Genomic DNA, 26432 nt, shown 5'->3' on the forward strand with positions numbered 1-26432 from the left:
TCATGTGGTTATGCCCCCTCTATTCTCATGCTTCAGACGATGGAGATACAGGCTGTATTGAAAAATCCGCTCCAGCGATTTGTTCCTAATGTGAGGCTCGTCGAATTTCATCGGCTTGGAGTTCGCTTCGAAGAACCATACGTGTCCGTTCGTATCGACTCCGAGGTCCATGGACATCTCGCATAATCGATTGTGCGCGGAGCGTTCGATTTGCTTGGCGATCGTAATCGTCGTGTTGCGGACTTTACCGAGAACTTTGCCCGCTCTCTCTTTACCGAAGATCGAGACGAGCAGCTTCTCGGGATCATCGATATATCCTCCGCGCGGTACATGCGTAGTAATGCTCGAATCTCCGGCGACCCGCGCGCCAATTCCGGTTAGCTCCCATTGGCCGACCCCGTTTTTTTGCACCAACGCCCTAAGGTCGAAAGGACGATTGTTCACGGCGGCAAGAGTGATGCCTTGTTGGGCAATGTAGGGTTCACCGAGAACGTCCGATTGTTTAAGCACGCGATCCCATAAGCGTCTCATCGTGCCCGATCTAAAAGTCCGGCTCCCTTTTTCTTCTTGAATTTGCAGGCGATAAGGCAATTTCTTATCCGGTTGCACCATAACGGTCATGATTCCGACTCCGGCTTTGCCCCGAACGGGTTTTAAATAGAGCAACCGATGTTTCTTAAGCAGATCGCCCAGCACGAAAGGCGCAGTTAACCGCTTCGTCTCCGGGATAAACGATTTCGTAGCCTTGTTCTCGTTCAACCATTGGAATAAGGACCATTTGTTGAAAAAGCGGCGGTTGAATAATCGGATATCCGATTGTTTGGAAATAGCCGCCAGCTTTTTCTTCACGCTCGGCAATCGCTCGTCTTCCCGTTGCGGGATCCGGTTGTAGATAATGCTTGGTCGCGGATACCACGCCTTGACCCAAGTATCGTCTTCGCGGCGGAAAGTATATCCGAGCATCCGCTCCGCTTGGGGCTTCAAGTTCTTCACCGTGACGACGTAAGTCACGATACCCATCTGCTGACCGGTATTGATAAGGTCGACGAAATTGCTGCGATTGCCGCGAAATAACTGGAACTCGTCTTCGATCGTAAGAATCGCGACGACCGGTTTCTCGGTCATCGCTTCTACTTCGGCTACACCTACGGCGGGTTTGGCAAGAGGAGATTTCAGAATCGTCAAGATTCATCCCTCCTGCGGAACTTACTCAAGTAGAGACAGTGATCTAGAATATATTCGAGCGAGGCTTTGCCTTGCTCCTTCAAAGCAGGATGCTTAAAAATCGATCTTCCGGGCTTAGCGTTCGCCTCGAACATCCATACGGCGCTGTCCCGATCTATTCCGATATCGAGCCCTAGCTCTCCGAGTTGGTGAGAGTAATTGCGCTCGATCGCTTCGGATAGCTTGATGGCCACCGCTTTAGCTTCCCGGAGTACTTCTTCCGCCCGGGCTCCAAAAGTACGGCTAAGCGCCTGTTCGGGCGTCATGAGGGAGCCGCCGTTCTTGATATGGGTCGTCACGCTGCCTCTGCCGGCTTTCTTGGCGCCGATTCCCGCCACGACCCACTCGTTGCGGCCGTCCTTATGCATATGAAACCGAAAATCGATCGGGCAGCTGTCGATTTCTACCAATCGGATGCCTTGCTGGACGACATAATTGCTCAGATTGCCTCCATGCCTCGTTCTCAGCATTTTCATCAGGCTGTTGAAATTGCTAAAGCGCAACAGGACGTTGCCGGTATTTCTGCGATAACGGATAAAATAACCTTTACGCGGGTGGTAAGTTAATCGGTAAATGCCGATACCGAGGCTACCGGCCGTCGGTTTGTAATAGAGAAACTGATGTTTCTCGAGAAGTTCTTTAATTTTCTCCGGACTGGGATTGTTAATCGATTCGGGCAAATGCTTCAAAGCTTCTACGTCTTTATCTAGCAGACTGTAGACGTCCGATTTATTGAAGAAGCTCCAGTTAAAGAACGGAATCCGTTTCTTCACGAAACGTTCGCGCAACGCCGTCATCGTCGATCCTACCTCGGCGCGCCTGCTAGGAAGCCGATTATAGACAACATCGGGCAGAGGTACGACGCGTCTGGTCCAACCGCCTCCGCCGTCGAGGAACCAGCCGTTGATGGTTTCTTGCTGCCAATTGATATCTCGCGGCGTAAAGGCGAAGAAATAAGCCTTTTTCTGGCCAAGATGGAGAAGTTGCCTGACGAATCCCGTTCGATCACCGAACGGAGTCGATGAAGCGCGGGAGCCTCCATCCGTCAAAACCCCGATAAGCGGGCCTAACTGAATTTCCTCGCCTTCGTCATTAGCCAGATAAACGTTGCCGGATTTAGGAACCCTTACGGATCGGCGAAGCCCTGCGGACATATAGACATGATGACCTTTACGTTTAATGGTCCGCACCGTGGCGGGTACGATGTCTTTACCAAGCTTGACGTTTACCGATTTACGTCCGCTCAGCTTGAGCAGCTTCGCGAGCGGGCTGGAGAACCATACGATACGTTCCGGCTGCTGTGTGAAATGGACGTTACAGATGGTCAAACTCATGAATTACCCTCCCAGGTGTAGCGCAACCGTTACCTGTCGGCGATCGCTGCGCGTCGGTTGTCGCAATTGAGCAACCGTTACCCAGCGGCGATCGCCGCGTGTCGATTGTCGCAAGTCGAAGCAGGATAGATCGGGCGTAGGACAGCGGTCGTTCCGCGGCGACCCGCGCGGCCTCTTGGCCCGCAGAGCGCATGGCGTTACGTCCCGGTTTGGAGTTCGCCTCCAAAAACCATAGCTTACCGTTGCGGTCTACCCCGAAGTCTAAGCCGATTTCGGCGAATCTTCCAAAAGTTTGTTCCAGCCGCGCGACGATCGAATAGGACGATTTTCCGATATCTTCAAGTAAAACCTCGCACCGCCGTTCACCGAAATATTCGGCGAGCACTTCTTTCGCGGATGCGGATGTACCGCCTCCATGCAGATTCGCCGTCACGCTTCCGGGCGCTCCGAGTCTGGCCGCGATTCCCGTGCACGTCCAGCGGGAGGAGTTATCCTTCTGCATGAGGACGCGCAGATCGAACGGCTCTCCCGTCGGCCCATGCAACTGGAGCATGGGCTGCATGAGATAGGCACGATCGCCGATCCAACGTTCGACGCGTTGCAATGCATCCGCCTCGGTCTCGCATTGCGTTGAGATCGGACGATTGTCGCCTTGCCTGCCCGTCAGCCTGACTTCTCCGTTCCGGGAACGGACAATGGAGACGACGCGTTTGCCTTGGCTGCCGGCAATCGGCTTAAGAAAAGCGGAACCGCGATTTTTACGAAGCCAAGTTGCCAACGAGGCCGGACCTTTGTAGAAGGCAGTGGGCGGGATGAGGTGCTCGAATGCCCGATCCTTCGATAAAATTTCGTAAACCTTACCTTTGTGAGGTAAGCGGCCATTCAAGAAAACGAGTTTGTTAGATGAGCGTAGACGCCGCATGGCCAATCGGAAGCGGAGCTTCTCCTCCTCCGTATCAGGCCAGGCGCGATCGTACAGAAGGGCGGGGAGCGGCCGGCGACTCGACTCCCATTGTCGCTTCTTCGGACTCCAATTCCAGCCTTTTACGGTATCGTCTACGGCATTCCACGTCCATGGAGCGAAAGCGAACAATCGTAAACCGCTGTTCGTGCCGATCGCGTGCAGCCGCTTAATAAACGAGCTTTCCGCGAAAGGAGGATTGCCTTTCCGTTCGCATACGAGAATTCCCAATGCGGCGTCCGATCGGGCGTTGCCGTTCGTGTTAGAAACCGGAAATGTAACGGGCATATTGAATCAGCATCCGCACCGAAGGACGGATTTTCCCTTCTTTAAGTGGTGTATTATCGTTCTTGGAAGGCTTTGAGTTGACTTCGAGAAGCCATACCCTGCCCGAAGTGTCCAATGCGAGATCGATGCCGAGCTCAGCGAAATGGGCCGGAATGTACGTATCCACGCCCCGGGCGATGTCCAGAGCCGCTCTCGACAGACGCGAGGAAGCATCTCCCCGGAATTGGATGGGAAGATTAGACTTGGCAACGGATTCCCTGACCGTCGACAGCGTGCCGCCCCTGGCGAGATTGGACACGAAATGGTGGGTTCCCGCCGTTCGGGCAACGATCGAGGTGATGACCCATTTACCGCTATAGTTTTTTTGCGTTAAAGCGCGGAAATCCACGGGTCGACCGCCGATTTCTATTAACGTTAGGCCTTGCTGGATAAGGTAACGAACGGTTTTCATCTTGCCGGCGATCGTTGAGAACAGTTTCACCAGGCTGCTGTAGGATTGTTTCCTCGTTCCGCCGACGGTAGCGTAAGACGCTTGCCAGTTTTCCGGACCGATACGGGAAAGTCGGATGATGCCTTTGCCCAAGCTGCCTCTTACCGGCTTCAGAAATACGGAACTGTATCTAGAGCACATGCTTTTGAGCATCGTATAGTTCTGAAGGGAGTGAGATTCCGGTAAGTATTTTTGCAGGGAACCGTCTTTCTTCAGCGCGTCGAACACTTCGGACTTGTCGAGAAACTTTTCATTAAACACATGGGCTCCGAATCGGTGCTTGATTTCCCGCATGAACTGTTGAACGAGCGGGCGGTTTTCCAACTTGCGCGAGGTCAGGCGGTTGTTGACGACGTCGGGCGCGGGAAGCGTCATTCTATGCCAGCCTTTGGTGTATACCCAGCCCTCGACGGAAGACAAATTCGACCCGATCGCGTTCGGCGTAAAAAAATACACGTAAGCGCCTTGGCTTCTGCATGCATCCGTCAGCTCGCGGCAGAACATCGTGATGTCTCCGAAAGGTTTTTCCGACTGGACCGGATTATCCCGGCTGATCATGACTCCGATGAGCGGACCGAGCGCGAGCGTTCTCGTCGTTGCCTGATACAGGATGCGAAGCGGAGTACCGGAAAAGATGCCCATTCTGCGAGCAAGGGTCTGGCTGATCCTTAGCCCTTCGTAACGGGGCACGGGGACGATCGTGACGGAGTGACGGAAAGAACCGAACTGTAAAGCAAGATGCTGCTGGGCAGGTATTTTCAACTGCTTCATCAGGGTTTCCCCCAGCATCAGGACGTCATCGGACAATATTCCGGAACTGATGACCTGGACGTCGATTTTCGGGGTGGACATGTTTCGTACTCCTTCCACCTTTGCGTATGTCGTGGCGAGGGCTCTCGTAGGCTTCCTTCCCGGGGGCTCGAGAATACTCCATCATATGAGGACATCTATCTATCGGTGATAGCCCTAATCGGATTGGGACTTGGTGTCGGAAAGATGTTATGATGGAAATTGACGACTTCTGGATTCCGTCTAAAAGGAGTAAAGGCTTCATGAGAGATTGGTTTACCGAAAGCTTCGGCGAAGATTATATCGTCGTTTATCGGCATCGAAACCGGGAAAACGCGACGCGAGAAGTCGGAGCGATGATGGAGTGGATGAATATTCGCGCCGGCTCCAGAGTATTGGACGTCGGCTGCGGAATGGGCAGGCACGCGTTGGCGCTTCGAAAATTGGGCTACGAGGTTACGGGATTGGATTTGTCGGAAGTATTGCTGTCCGAAGCGCGTTGCTGCGATTCCGAACGGAACGTGACTTGGATTCGCGGAGATATGCGGTGTCTTCCGTTCGAAGAAGGAACTTTCGACGCTACGGTCAACTGGTTCACTTCGTTCGGCTATTTTGTTGAATACCGGGATAACGCGAGCGTGCTGCGGGAAATGGAAAGGGTACTGAAACCGGGAGGCAGGTATTTGATCGATTTCTTGAATCCTGCTTACGTTTTACGGCATCTGGTCCCGCTATCGGAGCGTGTAGACGAATCGACCGGATTACATATTACGGAGAAGCGTACGATTGAGGACGATTTCGTCGTCAAGAAAATCGAAGTCAGGCCTCCGGTTGACGCGATGGGCAACCAAGGAGAGGCGCGACGTTACGAGGAACGCGTTCGGCTTATCGGATTGGAGAAGTTCGAGAAGCTGCTTGGGGAAACGGGCTTGAAGCTGGAAAGCGTATATGGCGATTACGATGGCAGCGCATATGCGGCCGAGAGCTCGAAACGACAGATTTTGTTAGGGAGAAAATGCGAATGAAAGAACGATCGGAAGTTGTAGCGGAATGGGAAAACGGTTGGTTGCAAGTCAAGGTTCCTTTGCCTTACTCGCTGAAGTGGGTCAATGCCTATCTTTTACCGGAGGAAAAGGGTTGGACGCTCATCGATCCGGGCCTCCATACGGAACAATTAGAAGTATTCTGGATTGCAATTTTATCGGAACGGGATATAGGCTGGGAAGATATTCAATCGATCGTCGTCACCCATCATCACCCGGATCATTACGGACTTGCCGGGTGGTTTCAACGGAAGACGGGCGCTTCGGTTCGAATGTCGCGGGTCGCTCTGAATAACGCGATTAGGTTGTGGGGCGAGAACGAGACATTCTCGGGGGAATTGACGGAGGCGTTTCTTGGACATGGATTGGCTGAGGAGCTTAAGGACGACATGCGGGACCATATGGGCGGATTTCGGGATAAAGTGTCGCCTCAAGCCTTCGATCCGTTAATCATAGCTCCGGGCGAGCGTATCGTCATGGGGGGGACGGAATGGGAGATCTATGGCGGCGAAGGACATGCGCCGGGACATTTGATCTTCTACGATCCGGTCGGCCGAACATTGTTATGCGGGGATCAAGTGCTTCCCGATATTTCGCCGAATATCGGTTGGATGCCCGGCGGAGACCCTGATCCGCTAGACTCCTTCTTGAAGGGCTTGCAGGCGCTTCGCCGCTTGGACGTACGGATGGTATATCCCGGCCATCGAGATCCTTTCCCGCAGTTTCGGCAACGAATCGAGGAATTGCTGGAGCATCATGAGCGAAGGTTGAAAAAAATGCTGGAGCTGATCGGGGACGAGGAAAGGTCCGCGTTCGAGGTGTGCGAGCTATTGTTCGGAGCGAGGCTAAGAAGCAATACGCACAATCTCCGGTTTGCGCTAGCGGAGACGATCGCTCATCTGGTAAGGTTGGAAAACCGCGGTTTGTTGGTGCGGTCGGAAATAGCGGCGGATAATACCTATCGTACGACGAAGAGGATTCTTTATCGACGGTCGAACGTATAATCGCGAGGGACATGGAATCATTATTGCTATCGGTTACGCTCTAACGATAAAAAAAAGAAGCTGCCCCAAAAGCTAAACTTTTCATGGCAGCTTCTTTGCATTCGCATCGCTTAAGCCTCGTTGTCTCCCAATGCCTCTTCGATCGCTTCGCGCTCGGCCTGTTTGCGATGGGCGATACGGCTGGACGCGGCCGCGGCGATCGCGCCAACGATGTCGTCCAGGAAAGTATGGATTTCTCCGCTGTTCTTATCGTTCAATTTACGCAGGACGCCGGGTTTAAGCTTATCTACGTAACCGAAATTCGTAAATCCGATGCTACCGTATACGTTTACGATGCTAAGAGCCAATATTTCGTCGCAACCGTATAGGCCTTCGTCGTGCGCGATCATATTTTGTAAAGGCGGGAGCAATTTGCCCTCCTCCGCTAGCATATCTAGTTGAATCCCGGTGAGAACCGCATTCTGCACTTCTCGCTTGGATAATACCGCTTCCACGTTAATTACGCACTCGGCAAGCGTCAGCTCGGGAAAATAATCTTTCTGCAGCAGCATGACGAGCTGTCCGATCTGTTCCTTCGTTACTCCCCGTTTCGTTAACCACTCTTCCGTCGATTTGGCGACTTCCTTGCTGTTAAGCCGGTATGGATTCGCTTGGGACATGAACAACACCTCTTTCCGAAGCCAATGGCCTCCGTCGTGAACTTGAATAGGACAAACTACACATAATTATCCTTAGGGCTCGTATACATAGTACTACAAATAGGATGCCGTTGGAACGGCGGTCCGCGCTTATGAAAGATTTATCATTGGGAGGTATTGAGGATGAAAACGAAGTCCTATCGCAACCGGTCAGTCTCGAGATGGGGCGGATTGCTGCTGCTCCTGCCGCTATTATCCGCGTGCAGCCAATCCGCCCCGACTGCTCAAAGCACGGCCGAAAGTATAGATCCGCCGCCCGCTCCCATCGAACAAGCGATGATGCAGGAATCGGCGGAGGAAACTTTCGCGAGCGGGAATGACGTCGTAACGGTGTACTTGTTGGATCGTAACGGATATTTGGCTCCGATGTCGATGATAGCGGAAGGAACGGCCGGATCGCTTCAGACTCCCGCCGAGAAGGCGCTAGCTTGGATGACCGCGGATCGGCAGTTGGCGGAACAATTGCCTCCCGGCTTCAAAGCGGTCCTGCCGGAAGGGACGAAAGTCATCTCCGTTACCGAGAATCCATCGGAGGAAACGATTGCCGTCGACTTCGCCGCGCCTTTTCCGAGTATAGCCGCCTCTCAGGAGCGGAAAGTCATTGAAGCGCTCGTATGGACTTTGACCGAACGCCCCGGCATCAATAAGGTGAAGCTGTCTATCGCGGGCAAACCGATTCGGTCGCTTCCTTCAACCGGATTACCGGTCGATTCGGTTCTGACGCGCGGCCTGGGCATCAACCTCGAAACGGGGAAGGACGTACAACCGAATCGAGCGATGGGAGTAACGTTGTACTTCTCCTCTCAATCCGAAGACGGGGAAGGTTATTTCGTACCGGTCACCAGGTTGATTACCCGCCAAGTCGATCCGGCCAAGGCGGCGCTCGAGCAACTGATTCTCGGACCGCAGAATACGAAATCGCTTCATGCGGTCCTCACTTCCGATATGACGATTGAGAAGCTTAGCCAATTGGCGGATACCGTAAACGTGAGTTTGAAGCACTCCGAGTGGGAGCCGGTAACGCCGGTACCTTCGGAAATGATGGAAGCGCTCGTGTTGACGTTGACCGAAGCAACGGGTGCGCCTCAAGTGCGCGTCATTATGAACGGAAACGATTCCTTCGTGGATTCGGATAAGCGATCTTACGATCGTCCCGTGACGCGTCCGACTTACGTGAATACTTTATCCCGGTAGTTGCCGGCCGGATTGCTTGAACTTATAGCCGTTTTACTTGATCAAACCGGACTTGTCGATGACGATGCGGCTGTGGACGCGGAACGAAACCGTCGGATAAGCTTTTTTCCAATACTCCCACTCTTTCGATCTCCCGAAGTATTGAGCCAGGTAATGCAACCCGAATCCGTAGGGATCGACTCCGGCGTCGCGAATTTTGTACAATAAATCTTCCAACTGGCTGTTGAATTCCGTTTGCAGGAGATTTTCGATATTGGGGGCATTGCCTTCCAGTAAATACTGCGGACTATCCTCCAAGAAACCCGAAGCTCGAATATAGTAGTTGACGACGGGCGCTTCGGAATTGGAAATGTTAACGTGCGATTTTATCTTCGAGAGGGCCAGCACGATCCGCGTACCTTGATAGGGAACGGCGATGAACGATTTCTCGAAATGTTTGGCCGAAATGTTAAACAACTGCGCCTCTTGCGGTTCCAAACAGAGGCGCAGCTTTTGTTTGTCCAGAAAAGCTACTCTATCTATTCGGTAAGAGTTATTGTCGATATCTCTGCGAATGATCGGCAAGTAACCGTCTTTCCCGGTTTCCGACTGGCGGCGGGCCCAATCGAATAAATATTCCGTCAAGGTGAACGATGATTCCGTTCCTTCGCTGCCGAAACTTAAGAATAAGGCGTTACCGGGATAACGCTCGGATTGCGGATGCAGCTTTAATATGTTAAAGGCATCGGGCTCGGCCATTCCCATGAAAGCAACCATCGCGATATCCCGACGACGAGATAACCATCTAAGCGGATCGGCAACCCCGGTTTCCATTAAGGTTTTGCCGAACAGGATCACCCGGCAATGCCCGAAGTCCAGTTCCTTGTCCACCAACGCTTTCAGATGCCGAACGGCCTCGGCAATGCTTGGCGATTCGTAGCTTTCGACTTCCGTCTTCGCTTCCCCGCTCTCGATCTTCGACGAGGGGATGGCAAGACGGAGAGTTACCCGGTACGTATTAGGCTTGCTGCCGCGATCGATGCCCATGGCAACGACGAAAAATCGCTTATCGATATCTTTGAATCCGCAGCCATAGATCGTGCTTGTGAGCGTAAATAGAACAAGGATCAGAATCGTTTTTCGGAATCTCATCCGTTATGCCTCCTTGAATCAGGAATCCTGTGTCGCCGTTTCCAGTTGAACGGTAGACTTATTTTTACGTATTTTCCGTATCGCAAGCCAGCCAAGAAGCAATACGGTAACGAAGTCCGTTATCGCCCTTGCGATGAGCCAGTTCTCGTTTACCCATTGATTGCGGTGCTCGTTCGTCCATAGGGAATAAAGGAACGTAATTCCGGCAAACGCGATCGTTATCCACCAATTCGCGCGGGGGACCGGGAATTGCTCCGGTTGCGAAGTATGCTTAGGCCTACAGGCTTTGATGAATTCCATGGCGGTATGCCAGGTATTCATGACGAACATGAGCGAAAGCGCGGTATACAGCAACAAGAAGAGGTATAACACCCGGTAAACGAACCCATATTCCAGAATCATCGAATCCGCCGTTTCGCTCCACAGGTATATATGTTCTCCGACGCCTACCGTGCCGTGAAATCCAATCGGAATAAAGAAAGAGACAAACAAGAAAAAAGTACAGAACAACGGGGTGATCCAACGAAAACGGATTTTGGTTCCTTTAGGGAGCAGACGATTGTAGACGGCAAGGGTGTTATAACCCGCGAAGATGAAGGTCGCGGCACAGAAGGAAATGAATGAAGGAGTCGTACGGACGTATCCGGAGGTGACGCGAATCGCATCCCAATCGAGCCATGGACTGAAGATCGCTTTGAGTAAAATCATGAGAATCAACGGTGCGCAGAGCAACAGCAGAATCTCTTGGGCGAATTGTACGGTGCGTGTACAACGGCTAGCCCCCCATATTCCGGCAATGGTCATCAACAGCAGGAATAGGTAGGGATTCATGTCCGGGTTGAAAAATTGCTGGATCGTTGCCGAATAGGAATAAATAACTAAAATGCCCGCCAACATCCACACGACGGATCCTGCCAGATTAAGCGCGACGGCAATTCCACGCGGCATTAGATTGTTGTAGATGTCCGCAAGCCCCATTCCGGGAAAGCGAAGGAATAAGGAAGTCGTGACATATGCCAATATCGTGCCAACGACGATGGCAATCGCCATCGCAGATACGGCACCGTTGAAACGATGCTGCTCGAGGATCGACGGAACGAACAGCATGATATTGATCATGCCGACATAGAGCACGTGATAGTAGAAATAGCGAGCCATATCATCACCCCTTATCTTGAGCACGACTTGCCAAATCTTTCTGATGGGGAACGAAGAAGCCGAAGTAGGGTTCCCCGAAGCTCCGAAGGTTGCACAAATAGACGATCAAGGCGAAGAAAAGCACCGCAACGCCGCTAATTCCATAGATCACGGCGATGATCACGAACAAGTATTTCAGCAATCGAATGGATTGGCTGAAGGTCGAGTTCGGGATAACGAAGTTGGATATCGCCACCGCGGAAGTGACGATGATCATGATGCTGCTGACGAGACCTGCTTGCTGCGCGGCTTGTCCGAGGATGAGTCCGCCCACGGTCGTAGCCGTCGAACCGACGAAGCGAGGAAGACGGATGCTTGCCTCAATGAGCGCTTCGATCATGAAGAGCATAATGAATACTTCCACGAACGAAGGATAGGGAACTCCGGCGCGGCTGCCGTCGATCGTGAAGGCTAGCTGTACCCTGAAAATTTCCGGATTGTAGGAAACGATAGCAATGTAACCCGCAGGAAGCAAAATCGTAACCACTACGGCGATATATCTCAATCCGATTAAAAACCGGCTCATCCAGAATGCGTCGTAATCGTCATCCATAGCGTGCATGAAATCGTAGACCCTCACCGGTAAGACGATGGCAAACCGGCTGCCGTTGATCAGGATGGCGATCTTTCCTTTGCGGAGCAACGTGGCTACGCGATCGGGACGCTCCGTTTGCAATAAGGTCGGAAACAAGCGATGGCTTTTGTCCGTCAGAGCTTTAACCAGTTGGCCGGAAGATAGCAGCAAGTCGATTTTTACTTTTTCCAGCTGCTTGTAAAGCATGTCTAGAACGACCTGGTTTACGAGCTCGCGATCATATAGGACCTGGATGGCGGTATTGGAAAACGAGCCTTTATCGAAAGGCTCAACGTTTAACGTCGGAACGTTATACCGGAACCTGAGCAAGTACAAATTAAGATCCAGGCTTTCCGTAAAAGCGGCTTGCGGACCATGAAGCGAAGCTTCCACTTGAGTAGTATCCGGCTCGGTCACGATCGTACGATCGGATTTGAAAGAATAGATTTCATCTTTGATACGGATCAGTACGAAACCCTTAAGCAGCAGGCTCGGCCATCCATCCGGTTTGTCGGCTATGGCGTATTTCGGATTGGAATGGAGCATTCTGCGGAATTCGTCCGGATCGAAGCGATAGGAGAAAGGTACGAGCAGACCGTCCTTAATCCGTTCGTCGCACAACGCGGGAAAATAAGCGATTTCCATTTGCCAGAAGCCGTTGTCGAGAGTATCGGTGAACAAATCGGTTGCGTTTTGGAATTGCTGTTTGATTTTTTCCAGCACGATAAAGCTCCCCCGATCCTTGATTTTCCACCTCTTGTATATTGCCCCAAGTTTCAATCGACATACGCGACGGCGATTCGCCGTTCGATATACGGAGTGAGATGCTTTTGCGTTCAACCTTTGGTAAAATGGGGGAGATTGAGTTTCTGGGAGGTAAATAGATGAGATCCGATGGCAGACAATCGCACGAACTGCGTCCTTTCGCGGTTACGCTTCATCCGAATAAATACGCGGAAGGTTCAGTGTTAATAGAAGCGGGCAATACGAAGGTTCTATGTACCGCATCCGTTGAAGAGAGAGTTCCCCCGTTCCTGAAGGGACAAGGCAAAGGTTGGGTCACGGCGGAATATTCCATGCTTCCCCGGGCCACGCATACCCGTAATCAAAGGGAGTCCGCGAAAGGAAAGCTTACCGGACGTACGATGGAAATTCAGCGGCTGATCGGGCGCGCTCTTCGTTCCGTAGTGAATCTTCATGCGCTTGGCGAAAGAACGATCACCCTGGATTGCGACGTCCTTCAAGCAGACGGGGGCACCCGGACGACGTCGATCACGGGAGCTTACATTGCTCTGGCATTGGCGATACATAAGCTTACGGGAACGCACGCTTTCGATAAATACCCGTTGACCGATTACTTGGCTTCCATAAGCGTAGGCGTTATTAATGAGCTTGCGGTCGTCGATCTGAACTACGAAGAGGACTCTAAAGCCAAAGTCGACATGAACGTGGTCATGACGGGGGCGGGCGCGTTCGTGGAAGTTCAAGGGACGGGCGAAGAAGCTCCGTTTACGAGAACGGAGCTCGATAAGATGCTATCGTTAGCCGAAGGCGCGATCCAGCAGCTCATCCAACTTCAGAGGGATACGCTAGGCGCGGCTGGCGAGCGGATCGGCGGAGGTAAGGCATGATCGGTAGCGGAGACGTGCTTCTGCTTGCTACGCGCAATTCGGGGAAGACGAAGGAATTTCGCGAAGCGTTCGGGAAGCTCGGCATTGCGGTTAAAGATTTGCATGACGTCGAAGGGATTCCCGATATCGAAGAGACCGGACATACTTTTGCCGACAATGCGTTATTGAAGGCGAAGGCAGTGGCGGACATCGTTGGTTTGCCGGTGCTCGCCGACGATTCCGGGTTGTGCGTGGACGCGTTGGATGGCGCACCCGGCGTGTATTCCGCGCGTTATGCAGGGGAACCCGCTAACGACGCGGCCAACAACGAGAAGCTGCTCCTGGAATTGAAGCGGCTGGCAAGCCATTCGGAAAGCGCTGAAGCGGAGTTGGTGGGGGAGCGTTCAGGAGCTCCGGGGAAAGAGCGGTTGGCGGAGTCAGTGGAAGAACATGCGAATGAGTCGATGAAAGTACTCTTGGCGGAGTCTTTGAATGAGCAGGTGGAAGAGGTCGAGCAAGAGCCCGAGCAAGAGCCCGAGCAAGAGCCCGAGCAAGAGCCCGAGTTGCTTAGCTCGGCGAGGTTCGTATGCTCGCTTGTTCTATATGATCCGGCGGATGGTAGCCATCTTACGGCAGAGGGCGCTATCGAAGGTAATATTCTTCGCGAAGCTCGGGGAACGGACGGGTTCGGTTACGATCCTCTGTTCTGGTTATCCTCGCATGGTCGCAGCATGGCGGAATTGTCGTTGGCCGAGAAGAACGCGATCAGTCACCGCGGACAAGCCTTGCGCCGTTTGTTGGAAATGATCGGGAAGTAATCGGAGTACTCTCTCGTGGAATTAGAGCGGCTCAGCCGCTTTAAATCGAAAAAAGTGGCTCCAGCGGCAGAAATAGAGCGGCCTGACCGCTTTAAATCGGAAAAAATGGCTCCATTGGCAGAAATAGAGCGGCCTAGCCGCTTTAAATCGGAAAAAATGGCTACATTGGCGGAAATAGAGCGGCTCAGCCGCTTTAAATCCAAGCAAGGATTCAAATTCAAAGATTTAACACAGCTGTTTGGTCCGATACCGAGAGAAAGAGTGCTGTAAGCCGCTGAGAACGGTCTAATTAGTCGGGAACCGAGGGAAAGTGTGCTGTAAGCCGTTGAGGGCGGTCTAATTGGTCGAATACCGAGGGAAAGTGTGCTGTAAGCCGCTGAGAACGGTCTAATTGATCGGATACCGAGGGAAAGTGTGGTAAGTCGCTACTAACGGTCTAATTGGTCGATTACCGAGGGAAAGTGTGCTGTAAGCCGCTGAGAACGGTCTAATTGGTCGGATACCGAGGGAAAGTGTGCTGTAAGCCGCTGAGAATGGTCTAATTGGTCGAATACCGAGGGAAAGTGTGCTGTAAGCCGCTGAGAACGGTCTAATTAGTCGGGAACCGATGGAAAGTGTGCTGTAAGCCGCTGAGAACGGTCTAATTGGTCGGATACCGAGGGAAAGTGTGCTGTAAGCCGCTGAGAATGGTCTAATTGGTCGAATACCGAGGGAAAGAGTGCTGTAAGCCGCTGAGAACGGTCTAATTGGTCGAATACCGAGGGAAAGTGTGCTGTAGGCCGCGAATAAGAAATTTGGTTTTTGTGCGATAAAGTGAGGTTTCGGATGATAGTGTCCAGATAATACCCGATTAACCCGGCTGGGCCGGTCTAAAGGCGCTTGTGGAGCCGGATTCGGACAATTAACCCGACTGGGTCGGGCTAAAGGCGCTTGTGGAGCCGAATTTGGACAATTAACCCGACTGGGTCGGGCTAAAGTCGCTTGTGGAACTGAATTCGAACAATTAACCCGACTGGGTCGGGCTAAAGTCGCTAATAGGGCCGAATTTGGACATTTAACACGGCCAGGCCGGGTTAAAATCTCCGCTGCACAAAATCACTGCCCGCCAAGTTAAGCGGTAAAGAAATGAAATAAGACCCGAGAAATTGACTCCGTTAGAGTCTACTTCCCGGGTCTTGCTTCATTTCATAATGTTCCAACTCGCTCCAACTCAACTTACTTCAACTAATAATTGCTCCAACTCAACTTACTTCAACTAATAATTGCTCCAACTCAACTTACATCAACTAATAACTGCTTCAACTAAACTCGCCTCAACTAATAATTGCTCCTCCAGCTCAACTCGCTCCAGCTCAACTCGCTCCAGCTCAACTCGCTCCAGCTCAACTCGCTCCAACTCAACTCTAATGCTCCAACTCTAATGCTCCAACTCTAATGCTCCAACTCTAATGCTCCAACTCTAATGCTCCAACTCTAATGCTCCAACTCTAATGCTCCAACTCTAATGCTCCAACTCTAATGCTCCAACTCTAATGCTTCAACTCATAATTTCAACTCGTCTCAACACACCAAAATCCACCTTACAACACCAGCTTCACTTTATACTGTCGGAGCCAGAAGTCCATCTGGAGCAAATAGGCGAACAGTTGCGGACCCGACATGAGCTGGCCGAACCAAGGGAGGTGGGAGGAGGCATCCGATGCGGCGGCCAGCTCTCTCACTTTAGTTTCATTGATGAGCGGCTTGAGCGGACAGGTCGGATCATCCAGCCGATCGATCAGCAAGGAGCGCACGGCCGTCAAATAATTCGGATTATGCGTCTTGGGGTAAGGACTCTTTTTCCGATATAACACATCGTCGGGGAGAACGCCCTCAAGAGCTTTCCTTAAGATGCCCTTCTCTCTCGTGCCGGCGGTTTTGATCTCCCATGGAATGTTCCACACATACTCCACCAGCCGATGGTCGCAAAATGGAACGCGCACTTCCAGTCCGACGGCCATGCTCATCCGGTCCTTGCGGTCGAGCAGCGTCGGCATGAAACGCGTGATGTTCAGGTAGGACATTCGCCGCATCCGTTTGCGCGCTTCGTCTTCTCCGGCTAACTGTGGCACATCGGCAACGGCTTGAGCGTAGCGATCCGCTAAATATTCCTGGGGACGAAGCTTCTCCCTGAGTTCCGGGGATAACAAGCTTGCCCTGAGCCCGGTCGCAAGAGACCAAGGGAACGTTTCCGCCTTCAGGGCGTCCTCGCGATGGAACCAAGGATAGCCGCCGAAGATCTCGTCCGCGGCTTCTCCGGAAATCGCGACGGTCGCTTCCTTCTTGATCTCCCGACAAAATAAATACAACGAAGCATCGATATCCGCCATGCCCGGACCATCCTTGGCTAATACGGCTGCCTCGAGCGCCTGAACGAGCTCGGGCGTATCGAATTGCTTCGGATGATGAACGGTGGACAAATAGTCGTTCATCCGCTTGATCCATGGCGCATCGGAGTTCGGTTGGAAATCATGCGCGTGGAAATGCTTATCGTTATCCACGTAGTCGACGGAGAACGTGTGCACGTCACCTTGACCGGTTCTTCTATAGTAGTTAACCGCGAGAGCGGTTAAGGCGCTGGAGTCGAGTCCTCCAGACAGTAAAGTGCAAATCGGCACATCCGATAGGAGTTGGCGTTCAACCGTATCGGCTAGCAAATCGCGCACCTTCTCGGCCGTCTGTTCGACATTCTCTTCGTGTTCGGCGCTCTGAAGCTGCCAGTAAGCGAAAGTCCGAATTCCGCTGCGATCGTATTGCAGGCAATGCCCCGGCTTCAACTCAAGGAAATCGCGCCATACCCCGTGTCCCGGCGTTCGTGCGGGTCCGATGACGAATAACTCCGCCAGTCCCTCCGCGTCGATTTCCGCAGGTACGTCCGGGTGAGCCAATATCGATTTCGCTTCGGAACCGAATAGGAAACGTCCTTCCTCCCTGCGATAGAAGAGCGGTTTAACGCCAAGCCGATCCCGGGCCATAAACAGCTTTTCTTCGGCCGTTTGCCAGATCGCGAAAGCGAAGATGCCGTTTAACTTCTCCACGCATTCCGGGCCCCACTCCACGTAAGAGAGCAGCAATACTTCCGTATCGCAGGTCGTACGGAAACGATAGCCGAGCCCTTCTAATTGCTTACGAAGTTCCGGGGCATTGTACAATTCGCCGTTATACACAAGGACGCAATCGTGATTATCCTGGCCTTTGGCCGGACGAACCATAGGCTGAGCGCCGTTGGCGGGATCCATTACGGAAAGCCGGCGGTGTCCGAAGGCGCAATGGCGAGAAAGCCAAGTTCCGGAGGCATCCGGCCCTCTTAGTTCCAGCGTCTCGGTCATTTTCTCGATCGTATCGGCTTGCGTCGTTAAGTCCTTGTTCCAGTCAATCCATCCGGTAATTCCACACATGTGCCTTCAACCCTCCTCTGCCTCAAAACCGATCATAAGATGGATATGCGAAAAAAGGCATAACATGTATGTCCGCTGGGAGAAAATACGTGAGGAGAACGGGTTCGCAAGAGGAAGGAGATTGATCGACGCATGGACGAGTTACAGACTCCCGAGCCGGACAGGAAAACATACTATGTATCGGTCGGAGCAGGTCAAGTATTAGAGGATCCCGAAGCGGCGGCGTTCGAATTCGCGATTCATGCGAACGAAGCGGAGCTGGATAAGCTGCAGGAGTTATTCGCGGAAACGCAGGACGCGGATGAAGACGAGGCGCTGAGCTTCAAAGGAAACCCGATGGTTAGCGACACGCCGGACAACGCTACGTACGATGCCCTTCTTATGGACATTTATCGAATGCTTCATGAATTGGGCACTTATGAAACGAAACGGCATATCGAATCGATGAACATTTTGTAATGAGAGCAAGAGGAGGGCGATCCTTGCATGAAGGTTAGGGAAGCTCAGTTTCGGCGGATATTGGATCGCGGCGGGCAGCGTCTCGCCGAGGTAGAAGTGTTCACCGATCATCAACACGACACGCAAATGCTGGCTTATTTTCGCATGGGCAAAGAGGATTCATATCCGTTAGTCAAACTGATCTCGAACGACGCAAGCGAAGAAATCGACTGGTTCGACAACAGCTTGCATTCCGCGTTCGACGACGTGACGAAGTCTTTTTTCTCTTCGCCGGACCATCTGGGAGCGAACGACAGGGACGAGTTCGCCTCGCAAATATTGGCATATACGGGAGTCTCGGAAGCGTTGGAGAGAAATTTAAAACAATAACAAATACGTGAACGGGGAGGTGAAGAACGCATGGCGGACAAGTACAAGAAAAACAAAGGAAATCAATACGCGAAGAAGGGCGAAGATTTCGCGGAGGAGACGTTGAAGAACAATACATTTCATCCCGCGCAGAACAATCCGGCTCAACCTCATAACCGTTAATAACCGCTGATCGTCGAGAAGCCATTGGAGAAGCCGTTCGCTCGTTACCTGAGCCGAACGGCTTTCCTTTTTGGATAAAACAAAGGGAAAAACAATGTAACAATAATAAAAAACAATAAATTAACTTGTGCTTAATCGCGATTTTACATTACTGATTTATTGTAAGGAGAGAAAAAATAAGTTTGCCGAGGAGAGGGAAATAAAAATGAAAAAGCAACTGATAACGATGCTGGCCATTATTCTTACGTTTACGATCTTAGCGGCATGCGGTAAAACCGAAGTCGCAAACAACAATGCGAACAACAGCGCCAGCAACAATGGCGCGGGAACGGAAGCCCAATCATCCGCGCCTGCATCGGAAAACCCGGAAGGAGCGAAGATCGACGAGGAGAGTAAAGAGCTTACGGTTTACACTGCGCTCGAAGACGATATCATCCAAGCTTACTTGGTTTCTTTCAAAGAAAAATATCCGGACGTTAAACTGAATTTCGTACGCGATTCGACCGGTATCATTACGGCAAAGCTGTTGGCGGAGAAGGACAATCCGCAAGCCGATCTCGTGTGGGGGTTGGCGGCAACTAGTTTGCTCGTGCTTGACCAGAACGGCATGCTGGAAGGCTATTCCCCGGAAGGCGTAGATCGCGTTCTGCCGGAATTTAAGGATTCCAACGAACCGACGCGCTGGGTCGGAATCGATGCTTGGGAAACCGCGTTCGTCGTCAATAAGCCGGAGATGGAGAAGCTCGGATTGGCCATTCCGCAAAGCTACGAAGATTTGATTAAACCGGAGTACAAAGGCTTGATTACGATGCCCAACCCATCTTCGTCCGGAACAGGGTTTCTGACCGTATCCGGAGTACTGCAACTGATGGGACAAGAAAAGGGCTGGGAATACTTGGACAAGCTAAACGAAAATATCGCGATGTACGTGCATTCCGGTTCTAAACCGGCGAAGCTGTCCGGGACGGGAGAATATCCGATCGGGATTTCGTTCGGATACCGCGGAATTCAAGAAGCGCAGAAGGGTTCCCCCGTCGAAACGGTTTTCCCGACCGAAGGTTCCGGATGGGATCTGGAAGCGAACGCCCTGATTAAAAAAGGAACGATCAAGAAAGCGGCGCAACAGTTCCTGGATTGGGCGATCGGCGAAGAAGTCATGAAAGAATACAATAAAAACTATGCCATTCTTTCGGTAAAGAGCGATTCAACCGTCATTCCGGAAGGATACTCGAAAGATCCGATGGACCAACTCATCCCGATCGATCTTAGCGAGGCCGCGAAAAACCGCGAACATACGTTAACGGAGTGGGACAAGCGATACAATGCGAAAAGCGAGCCGAAAACGTAACGATTCCGGTATTCCATGCGATTTGAAGAAACAGCTGTCCGGCAAACTTCCGTTTGCGGGAGGCTGTTTCTTTTTTATCATCCGACCTATTTGAATAACAATTAAAAACAACTAAATAAAACAAATAACACATAAATTACTTTGCGTTAACATTGAGTTATCATTCCTCTTCTATACTGGGATCAGATAGGAACACCCCATTTCATCATTCACTTAGGGAGGATCATATGTCTCAGCCTCATCTGTCGATCCAAGGCGTTAACAAATCATTCGGAGCGGTTTCCGCTTTGCGCGACATTAATCTCGATATTTACAAGAACGAGTTCGTTTGCTTGCTGGGGCCGAGCGGTTGCGGTAAAACTACGCTGCTTCGAATTATCGCGGGTCTGGAGAAGTCCTCTAGCGGAAGCATTCTCGCTGGCGGGAAAGATATCTCCAAGCTTCCGCCGGCTAAGAGAAATTTCGGAATGGTGTTTCAGTCCTATGCGCTGTTTCCGAATTTAACGGCCTACGAGAATGTAGCCTATGGACTGCATGGGAAAGGTATCCCGAAACAAGATATCGAGGAAAAGGTGCATAGCGTTCTCGGGCTGGTCGATCTAGCCCATGCCGGCTCGCGTTATCCCTCCCAATTGTCCGGCGGTCAGCAACAGAGAATCGCGTTGGCACGGGCGATCGTGCTTTCTCCGGATTTTCTATTGCTGGATGAGCCTTTGTCCGCGCTTGATGCGAAGGTTAGGCTTAAGCTCCGCCATGAAATCCGCGAGCTTCAGGAGCGGCTTGGCATTACGACCATCATGGTTACTCACGATCAGGAAGAAGCCCTTACGATGTCGGATCGGATCGTGGTCATGAACAATGCCGAAATTCAACAAATCGGTACGCCGCAACAAGTATACGAGCAGCCGGACAATCCGTTCGTGGCCGATTTTATCGGTTCGATCAATTTCTTGGAGGCTACGAATGATGAGGCGAATCCGATACCGATTCAGGCTGTCCGACCCGAACACATTCGCATTACCGCGGCAGCATCTGGTCAGGGCGTTTCGGCCGTCGTTAAAAATATCGAATTTAGAGGTCCTTTTTATCGGTTGCTGCTTGAAACGGATTCGTTAGGTACGGGCAAAGGGCCGGAGAGGATTACCGTGGACGTATCCGCTCATGTCTCGCATCATCTGCAAATCATGAAAAACGGCGTTGTCTCGCTTGAAGTCCCACAGGAGAAATTGATCTCTTTTACTCCCGAGACGAAGATTCATGCTTAAAGGAGAAACGTTATGGATATTTTCATGAAACTGCGGCAAAGGTGGAGCAACGCCGATCTTCTGCAAATCGGACTTATTATCGCGACTACGCTAGCTTTATTGCTGGCGATTCTGTTTCCTTTATGGTCCTTATTCTCCAAGGCTTTCGAGAATCGCGATGGCAGCTTTGCCGGCATCGGAAATTTCGCGAAATATTTTACATCGCCGGCTCTTGTCCAATCGTTAACGAATACGTTGTTTATTTCCTCCGTCTCCACGGTCATTGCCGTTACGCTGGCGTTCTTCTACGCTTTCGGCATTAGTCGGACCGGGATGCGGGGCAAAGGGTATTTCAAGTACGTGGCCATGCTGCCCCTGTTCGCTCCGACGATGATGCACGGGATCTCCCTGACCTATTTATTCGGAAACCAGGGGCTTGTCACGAATGGATTTTTCGGTGCCTTGCCGGGTATCAAGCTTCCGCTCTACGGTCCGTTCGGCATTATCGTATCGGAAGTCATCTATACGTTTCCGCAAGCTTACCTGATCTTTATTACGACGCTGGCAATTACGGACTATCGGCTATACGAAGCCGCCGACAGCTTAGGCGCGCATTCTCTGCGCAAATTTATCACGGTGACGCTTCCTTCGGTCAAATACGGCTTGATCAGCGCCATCTTCGTTTGCTTCACGGCGAGCTTTACCGACTTCGGAGCTCCGCAGGCTGTCGGAGGCCAGTTTAACGTGTTGGCGACGGATATTTACAAGCAAGTCATCGGCCAGCAGAACATGTCGATGGGGGCGACGGTCGGCATCCTGCTTACCCTACCGGCGATCATCGCTTTCGTCGTAGACCGAATCGTCGATCGCAAGCAGCGTTCCATGCTTTCGGCCAAATCGACGCCTTATCGCACGAGAGAAGGGAAATGGCGAGACCGGGTGTTTACTTTGTTCTGCTTAGCTATCTCGGTTGCGATCTTGTTGCCGCTGGCGACGACTGTGTTCGCCTCGATGGTAAACGTTTGGCCTTACGATCTGACGCTCGGCTTCAAGCATTTCGATTTCTCCGATGTAGCGGCCGGAGGGCTTCAGCCTTATTTAAACAGCCTTAAAGTATCTTTCTTGACGGCGATAATCGGTACGATTATTACTTTCGTAATCGCCTATTTAATCGAGAAATCCAGGTTTCTCGGAGGATTTCGTCAGGTCGGTTACTTTCTGTCGCTATTGCCACTCGCTTTACCCGGTATGGTCATCGGACTGGCTTACATTTTTTTCTTCAACCATCCGAACAATCCGCTGAACGGCTTATACGGAACGATGTGGATTATCGTGCTCGCCAACGTCGTGCACTTCTATTCCGTGCCGTTCATTACCGCGACCTCGTCGCTCAAGAAGCTGGACAAGGAGTTCGAGCTCGTCTCCGAATCGATGCGGGTGCCCTTCTATCGGACGTTCCTGAAGGTGACGGTACCGCTATCGCTGCCGGCTATTATCGAGATCGCAGGCTACTTTTTCGTCAATTCCATGGTTACCGTATCCGCCGTCGTGTTTTTGCGGGCCGCAGATTTCAATCTGGCGGCGGTATCCATCGTGAGCATGGACGATGCGGGCGATACGGCTGCCGCGGCGGCTATGGCGGTTCTTATCGTCGCGAGCAACATCGCGGTCAAGTCGCTTTATGAAGCGTTCGTTCGCAAGCTGAAACAAAGAACGAATCGTTGGCAGAACATGAAGTAATTAAACGCAACTATAGAGGAGCGGTTAGAGATGAAAGAAGTACAAGTTCAAGGCGTTATTCTAGACTGGGCAGGCACGATGATCGATTACGGGTGTTTCGCGCCGGTTGCCGCATTCGTTGAAATGTTTAAGTTAAAAGGAATCGAGGTTACTTCCGAAGAAGTCCGCAAGCCGATGGGGCTCTTGAAGCGGGACCACCTCTTAGCGATATGCAAAATGGAACGAGTGGCGGCGCTATGGAAGGAGAAATACGGGAGATTGCCTAACGAAGCGGATATCGACGAGATGTATGCCGGTTTCGAGAAGTTATTATTCGAAGCGCTGCCGGAGTATACGACTCCGATACCCGGAGCTTTGGAGCTTGTCGAGAGGCTTAGGAGCATGGGGGTTAAGATCGGGTCTACGACGGGATACACGAAAGAAATGATGAAGATCGTAACGGCGGAAGCTAGTAAAAGAGGTTATGCGCCGGATACGTTCGTTTGCCCCGACGATACGATGGCGGGTCGCCCTTACCCTTGGATGAGCTACGAGAACGCGAAACGGCTCGGCGTCTATCCGATGAAAGCTCTCGTGAAGGTCGGAGACACGTTATCGGATGTCGCGGAAGGCTTAAACGCGGGAATGTGGTCCGTGGGCATTCTTAAGGGCAGCAACGAGCTGGGAATGACCGAAGCGGAAGTCGAAGCGTGCGATCCATTACGATTGCAAACGAGATTAGACGAGATCGAACGCCAATTCCGCGAGGCGGGCGCGCATTACGTGATTGAGACCATAGGAGATCTGGACGCCGTTCTCGAAGAAGTGAACGTCAGATTAGCCCGTGGGGAAAGCCCGGATATGCTTCCGCGGAGTAATCCCTATTTGTTGCTCACTCCCGGCCCTTTGACGACGACCCCGACGGTGAAGGCGGCCATGCTTAGCGATTGGTGCACGTGGGATCAGCAATATAACGAAGTCGTGCAGAGCATTCGTTCCAAGCTCGTACGGCTCGCAACCCGCGCTCCCGCGAGTTATACGACCGTGCTCATGCAAGGCAGCGGCACGTTCGTCGTCGAATCCGTAATCGGTTCGGTTATTCCGCATGACGGGAAGCTTGCCGTTCTCGCGAACGGCGCTTACGGCGATCGGATCGGAAAAATGGCGAAAGTACTCGGCATCGATACGGTCGTCATCGATTTCGGCGAGACTTCGCCGGTCGATGGAGCGAGGTTGGATTCGGTCCTTCTGGAGCAACCGGACATCACGCACGTCGCGGTCGTCCATACCGAGACGACGACCGGGATGCGCAATTCGATCGAAGAAATCGGACGCGTAGCCAATCGGCATGGAAAAGTCTATATCGTAGATGCGATGAGCAGTTTCGGAGGTATCGAGCTTGATGTCGCCGATATCGGAATCGATTTTCTAATCAGCAGCAGCAATAAGTGTATCCAAGGCGTGCCGGGTTTCGGTTTCGTCATAGCCAAGACAACTTCGTTGGAACAATGCGCCGGACGCGCGAGATCGCTCTCTCTCGATCTGTACGATCAGTGGGATACGATGGAGCGGGAAGGCGGGAAGTGGAGATTTACGTCGCCTACCCATGTCGTCTATGCATTTAACCAGGCGTTGCGCGAGCTAGAACAAGAAGGCGGCATTGCCAAACGTCAGATGAGATTCACGAACAACCAGAAAACCTTAGCGGCGGGAATGGCTCGTGCTGGATTTCGCGCTCTTCTCCCGGAAGAGCATCAATCGCCGATTATTACGTCTTTCTATTATCCGGAGAGCGATTCGTTTTCTTTCAAAGAGCTTTATGAGAGAATCAAACAAGAAGGATTTGTCTTATATCCCGGTAAAATATCGACGGCACCGACATTCCGCATCGGCAATATCGGGGACGTGAATGCCGCCGATATGGAACGTCTCACGCAGAGCATTGAGAAAATTCGTTTCTGGTAAGCAATGTCATTCGACGCGTTAAGATGGGATAAGTTTTATCACGAAGGTGGAGGGTTTGTTCATGTCTTTAATCGGTGAAGAGCGGAAGGACTATATTTTGCAGCAGCTGAATCTGGAGGGGAAGGTAAAAACCTACGATTTGGTCGAGAAGTTGAAAGTATCTTCCGAGACGATCCGCCGATATCTCGAAGAGCTCGAAGAGGACAACAAGCTTAAGCGCGTATACGGCGGCGCGATTAAAATCAATATCGCTCGCGAAGAGCCGTCGTATTTCAAGAGAGAGGTTCTGCACGCGGAAGAGAAGCGGAGGATCGGCCGGGCCGCTGCTTCACTCGTGGAAGACAACGACGTCGTTTTCATCGATGACGGCACGACCACGCTGCAGATGATCGATTATTTGCTGAACAAAAAAAATCTAACGGTGCTAACGATGTCCGTAGCCGGTTTGTATATGTTGATCGATTACAATAACCGGGGATTGTTTAACGGCGACATTTATTTCATAGGGGGCAAGATCGATTCGCCTCAATCCCGTTCGACGGGCACTCTCGCGGAGCAAATGGTCGAATCCTTCTACGCGGACAAAGCTTTCATTTCCATTGACGGCCTGATGATAGATAAAGGGGTTACCAGTTTCGATGCGCAAAGGGGACAATTAGCCCGCAAACTGATCGGACATTCCAAGCAATCGATCATCGTAACGGACCAATCGAAATTCGGACAGCTGCAATTTTTCAAAATCGCCGATTTGCAGGAAATCGATCTGATCATCAGCGACGTAGCGGCACCGAAAGAATGGTTATCCGCTTTGCAGGATAAAGAAGTAACTTGGATCGAAGCGAAATAGAGCTAAGCGATAACGCGCAGCCTGGACGGGAAATCGTCACATGGTGCGCGTTGTTCTTATTTTAGCGCGACTAAGATGGCTCCTCCGGCGATCATCGCGACGCCTAGCGCGTTTACCCACGAAATCTTCTCCCCGAGGAAGAAGAAGGCTAGCAAGACGGCTAGAACGACGCTAAGCTTGTCTATCGGCCCGACTTGAGAGACTTTGCCGCCTTTAAGCGCCAGAAAATAAAACAGCCACGATAGGGCGCCCGCGACGCCGCTGAGCACGATGAAGGACATCGCTTTTTTCTGGGCGAAAATGTCCCCGAGCTGGGCGAATTTACCTTGCACGACGACGACGCCAAGTAAGAATAAAGCCATAATGACCGCGCGGATAGCCGTGGCCGAGTTGGCGTCGATGTCTTTAAGGCCGATTTTCCCGAAGATCGCAACGAGGGCCGCGGTTGCGGCCGACAGCAAAGCGTAGATCAACCAAGTTCCCATTATCGATACCTCCTGCGTCTAGATGTTCCGTTGCCTGTATTA

24 protein-coding genes and 1 pseudogene are annotated in these 26432 nt (G+C 51.8%); 15 read left to right on the top strand and 10 right to left on the bottom strand.

Annotated features, from left to right (window positions below):
- Genes HH215_RS00125 through HH215_RS00140 form a run of 4 tightly spaced genes read right to left on the bottom strand, consistent with a single transcriptional unit; the run spans position 1 to position 5149 of the window.
- The gene (locus HH215_RS00125) at positions 1-1185 is read right to left on the bottom strand and encodes a YheC/YheD family endospore coat-associated protein (RefSeq protein WP_310735528.1); all 1185 of its coding nucleotides are present in this window, start codon (positions 1183-1185) and stop codon (positions 1-3) included.
- Positions 1182-2558 carry a YheC/YheD family protein gene (locus HH215_RS00130; protein ID WP_169278047.1) on the bottom strand — a complete coding sequence of 459 codons (1377 nt, stop codon included), beginning with the start codon at positions 2556-2558 and terminating at the stop codon, positions 1182-1184. Before HH215_RS00130 ends, HH215_RS00125 begins: the two co-directional genes overlap by 4 nt.
- Positions 2539-3807 (bottom strand): YheC/YheD family endospore coat-associated protein, encoded by a 1269-nt coding sequence (locus HH215_RS00135; RefSeq protein ID WP_169278048.1) that lies wholly within the window; start codon positions 3805-3807, stop codon positions 2539-2541. The genes HH215_RS00130 and HH215_RS00135 overlap by 20 nt, the downstream gene beginning before the upstream one ends.
- Complete coding sequence (locus HH215_RS00140) at positions 3782-5149, bottom strand: YheC/YheD family endospore coat-associated protein (protein ID WP_169278049.1); 1368 nt, start codon at positions 5147-5149, stop codon at positions 3782-3784. Before HH215_RS00140 ends, HH215_RS00135 begins: the two co-directional genes overlap by 26 nt.
- A 200-nt stretch (positions 5150-5349) precedes the next feature.
- On the opposite strand from HH215_RS00140, the gene HH215_RS00145 reads away from it, so the two are divergent.
- Together HH215_RS00145 and HH215_RS00150 are read left to right on the top strand one after the other, a co-directional pair.
- The gene (locus HH215_RS00145; RefSeq protein ID WP_169278050.1) at positions 5350-6111 is read left to right on the top strand and encodes a class I SAM-dependent methyltransferase; all 762 of its coding nucleotides are present in this window, start codon (positions 5350-5352) and stop codon (positions 6109-6111) included.
- Positions 6108-7133 carry an MBL fold metallo-hydrolase gene (locus HH215_RS00150; protein WP_169278051.1) on the top strand — a complete coding sequence of 342 codons (1026 nt, stop codon included), beginning with the start codon at positions 6108-6110 and terminating at the stop codon, positions 7131-7133. The genes HH215_RS00145 and HH215_RS00150 overlap by 4 nt, the downstream gene beginning before the upstream one ends.
- 110 nt (positions 7134-7243) lie before the next feature.
- On the opposite strand, the gene HH215_RS00155 is transcribed toward HH215_RS00150, so the two are convergent.
- Complete coding sequence (locus HH215_RS00155; RefSeq protein WP_169278052.1) at positions 7244-7792, bottom strand: phosphatidylglycerophosphatase A family protein; 549 nt, start codon at positions 7790-7792, stop codon at positions 7244-7246.
- Positions 7793-7954: 162 nt separating this feature from the next.
- On the opposite strand from HH215_RS00155, the gene HH215_RS00160 reads away from it, so the two are divergent.
- Positions 7955-9025, top strand: a complete 1071-nt coding sequence (locus tag HH215_RS00160) for a GerMN domain-containing protein (protein WP_169278053.1) — start codon at positions 7955-7957, stop codon at positions 9023-9025.
- Between the two features lie 33 nt (positions 9026-9058).
- Here HH215_RS00160 and HH215_RS00165 read toward each other — a convergent pair whose 3' ends face one another.
- From HH215_RS00165 to HH215_RS00175, 3 genes are read right to left on the bottom strand one after another with little or no spacing between them, the layout of a single operon-like run.
- Positions 9059-10156, bottom strand: coding sequence for a Ger(x)C family spore germination protein (locus tag HH215_RS00165; RefSeq protein ID WP_169278054.1), 1098 nt, complete (start codon positions 10154-10156; stop codon positions 9059-9061).
- Between the two features lie 18 nt (positions 10157-10174).
- Entirely contained in the window at positions 10175-11314 is a 1140-nt protein-coding gene (locus tag HH215_RS00170; protein WP_169278055.1) for a hypothetical protein, read from the bottom strand.
- 4 nt (positions 11315-11318) lie between these two features.
- Positions 11319-12650, bottom strand: a complete 1332-nt coding sequence (locus HH215_RS00175) for a spore germination protein (RefSeq protein ID WP_169278056.1) — start codon at positions 12648-12650, stop codon at positions 11319-11321.
- A gap of 161 nt (positions 12651-12811) precedes the next feature.
- On the opposite strand from HH215_RS00175, the gene rph reads away from it, so the two are divergent.
- From rph to HH215_RS00190, 3 genes are read left to right on the top strand one after another with little or no spacing between them, the layout of a single operon-like run.
- Positions 12812-13558, top strand: coding sequence for a ribonuclease PH (rph, locus tag HH215_RS00180; protein WP_169278057.1), 747 nt, complete (start codon positions 12812-12814; stop codon positions 13556-13558).
- Positions 13555-14355, top strand: a complete 801-nt coding sequence (locus tag HH215_RS36920; protein ID WP_169278058.1) for a non-canonical purine NTP pyrophosphatase — start codon at positions 13555-13557, stop codon at positions 14353-14355. Before rph ends, HH215_RS36920 begins: the two co-directional genes overlap by 4 nt.
- 15 nt (positions 14356-14370) lie before the next feature.
- Positions 14371-14625, top strand: a complete 255-nt coding sequence (locus HH215_RS00190; protein WP_169278059.1) for a hypothetical protein — start codon at positions 14371-14373, stop codon at positions 14623-14625.
- A 1310-nt stretch (positions 14626-15935) separates the two neighbouring features.
- On the opposite strand, the gene asnB is transcribed toward HH215_RS00190, so the two are convergent.
- Positions 15936-17792 carry an asparagine synthase (glutamine-hydrolyzing) gene (gene asnB / locus HH215_RS00195; protein ID WP_169278060.1) on the bottom strand — a complete coding sequence of 619 codons (1857 nt, stop codon included), beginning with the start codon at positions 17790-17792 and terminating at the stop codon, positions 15936-15938.
- Between the two features lie 132 nt (positions 17793-17924).
- Between asnB and HH215_RS00200 the strand changes: the two genes are divergently transcribed.
- From HH215_RS00200 to HH215_RS00230, 9 genes and pseudogenes are all read left to right on the top strand, one after another.
- The gene (locus HH215_RS00200; protein ID WP_169278061.1) at positions 17925-18251 is read left to right on the top strand and encodes a hypothetical protein; all 327 of its coding nucleotides are present in this window, start codon (positions 17925-17927) and stop codon (positions 18249-18251) included.
- A 27-nt stretch (positions 18252-18278) separates the two neighbouring features.
- Entirely contained in the window at positions 18279-18620 is a 342-nt protein-coding gene (locus HH215_RS00205) for a hypothetical protein (RefSeq protein WP_169278062.1), read from the top strand.
- Positions 18621-18650: 30 nt separating this feature from the next.
- Positions 18651-18782 (top strand): hypothetical protein, encoded by a 132-nt coding sequence (locus tag HH215_RS36675; protein WP_256376677.1) that lies wholly within the window; start codon positions 18651-18653, stop codon positions 18780-18782.
- A 205-nt stretch (positions 18783-18987) separates the two neighbouring features.
- Positions 18988-20130: a putative 2-aminoethylphosphonate ABC transporter substrate-binding protein gene (locus HH215_RS00210; protein WP_169278063.1), complete on the top strand. Its 1143-nt coding sequence runs from the start codon at positions 18988-18990 to the stop codon at positions 20128-20130.
- A 227-nt stretch (positions 20131-20357) separates the two neighbouring features.
- Positions 20358-21395, top strand: coding sequence for a putative 2-aminoethylphosphonate ABC transporter ATP-binding protein (locus HH215_RS00215; protein WP_169278064.1), 1038 nt, complete (start codon positions 20358-20360; stop codon positions 21393-21395).
- A gap of 12 nt (positions 21396-21407) precedes the next feature.
- Positions 21408-23114, top strand: coding sequence for a putative 2-aminoethylphosphonate ABC transporter permease subunit (locus tag HH215_RS00220; protein WP_174887591.1), 1707 nt, complete (start codon positions 21408-21410; stop codon positions 23112-23114).
- Between the two features lie 30 nt (positions 23115-23144).
- Positions 23145-23951, top strand: a pseudogene (phnX, locus tag HH215_RS36925) (phosphonoacetaldehyde hydrolase); the annotation flags it as partial.
- A 3-nt stretch (positions 23952-23954) separates the two neighbouring features.
- Positions 23955-25058, top strand: coding sequence for a 2-aminoethylphosphonate--pyruvate transaminase (gene phnW / locus HH215_RS36930; RefSeq protein WP_254450646.1), 1104 nt, complete (start codon positions 23955-23957; stop codon positions 25056-25058).
- Positions 25059-25119: 61 nt separating this feature from the next.
- Positions 25120-25905, top strand: coding sequence for a DeoR/GlpR family DNA-binding transcription regulator (locus HH215_RS00230; protein ID WP_169278066.1), 786 nt, complete (start codon positions 25120-25122; stop codon positions 25903-25905).
- A 56-nt stretch (positions 25906-25961) separates the two neighbouring features.
- Here HH215_RS00230 and HH215_RS00235 read toward each other — a convergent pair whose 3' ends face one another.
- Positions 25962-26390 carry an EamA family transporter gene (locus HH215_RS00235; protein WP_169278067.1) on the bottom strand — a complete coding sequence of 143 codons (429 nt, stop codon included), beginning with the start codon at positions 26388-26390 and terminating at the stop codon, positions 25962-25964.
- Between the last annotated feature and the right edge of the window lie 42 nt (positions 26391-26432).

Origin of the sequence: Cohnella herbarum (assembly GCF_012849095.1) — a bacterium.
Lineage (GTDB): Bacteria > Bacillota > Bacilli > Paenibacillales > Paenibacillaceae > Cohnella > Cohnella herbarum.

Bases quoted from the DNA above. Each gene is read 5' to 3' on its own strand.
- HH215_RS00130 (WP_169278047.1), bottom strand. From the start codon at position 2,558: ATGAGTTTGACCATCTGTAACGTCCATTTCACACAGCAGCCGGAACGT.
- HH215_RS00135 (WP_169278048.1), bottom strand. From the start codon at position 3,807: ATGCCCGTTACATTTCCGGTTTCTAACACGAACGGCAACGCCCGATCG.
- HH215_RS00140 (WP_169278049.1), bottom strand. From the start codon at position 5,149: ATGTCCACCCCGAAAATCGACGTCCAGGTCATCAGTTCCGGAATATTG.
- HH215_RS00145 (WP_169278050.1), top strand. From the start codon at position 5,350: ATGAGAGATTGGTTTACCGAAAGCTTCGGCGAAGATTATATCGTCGTT.
- HH215_RS00150 (WP_169278051.1), top strand. From the start codon at position 6,108: ATGAAAGAACGATCGGAAGTTGTAGCGGAATGGGAAAACGGTTGGTTG.
- HH215_RS00155 (WP_169278052.1), bottom strand. From the start codon at position 7,792: ATGTCCCAAGCGAATCCATACCGGCTTAACAGCAAGGAAGTCGCCAAA.
- HH215_RS00160 (WP_169278053.1), top strand. From the start codon at position 7,955: ATGAAAACGAAGTCCTATCGCAACCGGTCAGTCTCGAGATGGGGCGGA.
- HH215_RS00165 (WP_169278054.1), bottom strand. From the start codon at position 10,156: ATGAGATTCCGAAAAACGATTCTGATCCTTGTTCTATTTACGCTCACA.
- HH215_RS00170 (WP_169278055.1), bottom strand. From the start codon at position 11,314: ATGGCTCGCTATTTCTACTATCACGTGCTCTATGTCGGCATGATCAAT.
- rph (WP_169278057.1), top strand. From the start codon at position 12,812: ATGAGATCCGATGGCAGACAATCGCACGAACTGCGTCCTTTCGCGGTT.
- HH215_RS36920 (WP_169278058.1), top strand. From the start codon at position 13,555: ATGATCGGTAGCGGAGACGTGCTTCTGCTTGCTACGCGCAATTCGGGG.
- asnB (WP_169278060.1), bottom strand. From the start codon at position 17,792: ATGTGTGGAATTACCGGATGGATTGACTGGAACAAGGACTTAACGACG.
- HH215_RS00200 (WP_169278061.1), top strand. From the start codon at position 17,925: ATGGACGAGTTACAGACTCCCGAGCCGGACAGGAAAACATACTATGTA.
- HH215_RS00205 (WP_169278062.1), top strand. From the start codon at position 18,279: ATGAAGGTTAGGGAAGCTCAGTTTCGGCGGATATTGGATCGCGGCGGG.
- HH215_RS36675 (WP_256376677.1), top strand. From the start codon at position 18,651: ATGGCGGACAAGTACAAGAAAAACAAAGGAAATCAATACGCGAAGAAG.
- HH215_RS00210 (WP_169278063.1), top strand. From the start codon at position 18,988: ATGAAAAAGCAACTGATAACGATGCTGGCCATTATTCTTACGTTTACG.
- HH215_RS00215 (WP_169278064.1), top strand. From the start codon at position 20,358: ATGTCTCAGCCTCATCTGTCGATCCAAGGCGTTAACAAATCATTCGGA.
- HH215_RS00220 (WP_174887591.1), top strand. From the start codon at position 21,408: ATGGATATTTTCATGAAACTGCGGCAAAGGTGGAGCAACGCCGATCTT.
- phnW (WP_254450646.1), top strand. From the start codon at position 23,955: ATGCTTCCGCGGAGTAATCCCTATTTGTTGCTCACTCCCGGCCCTTTG.
- HH215_RS00230 (WP_169278066.1), top strand. From the start codon at position 25,120: ATGTCTTTAATCGGTGAAGAGCGGAAGGACTATATTTTGCAGCAGCTG.
- HH215_RS00235 (WP_169278067.1), bottom strand. From the start codon at position 26,390: ATGGGAACTTGGTTGATCTACGCTTTGCTGTCGGCCGCAACCGCGGCC.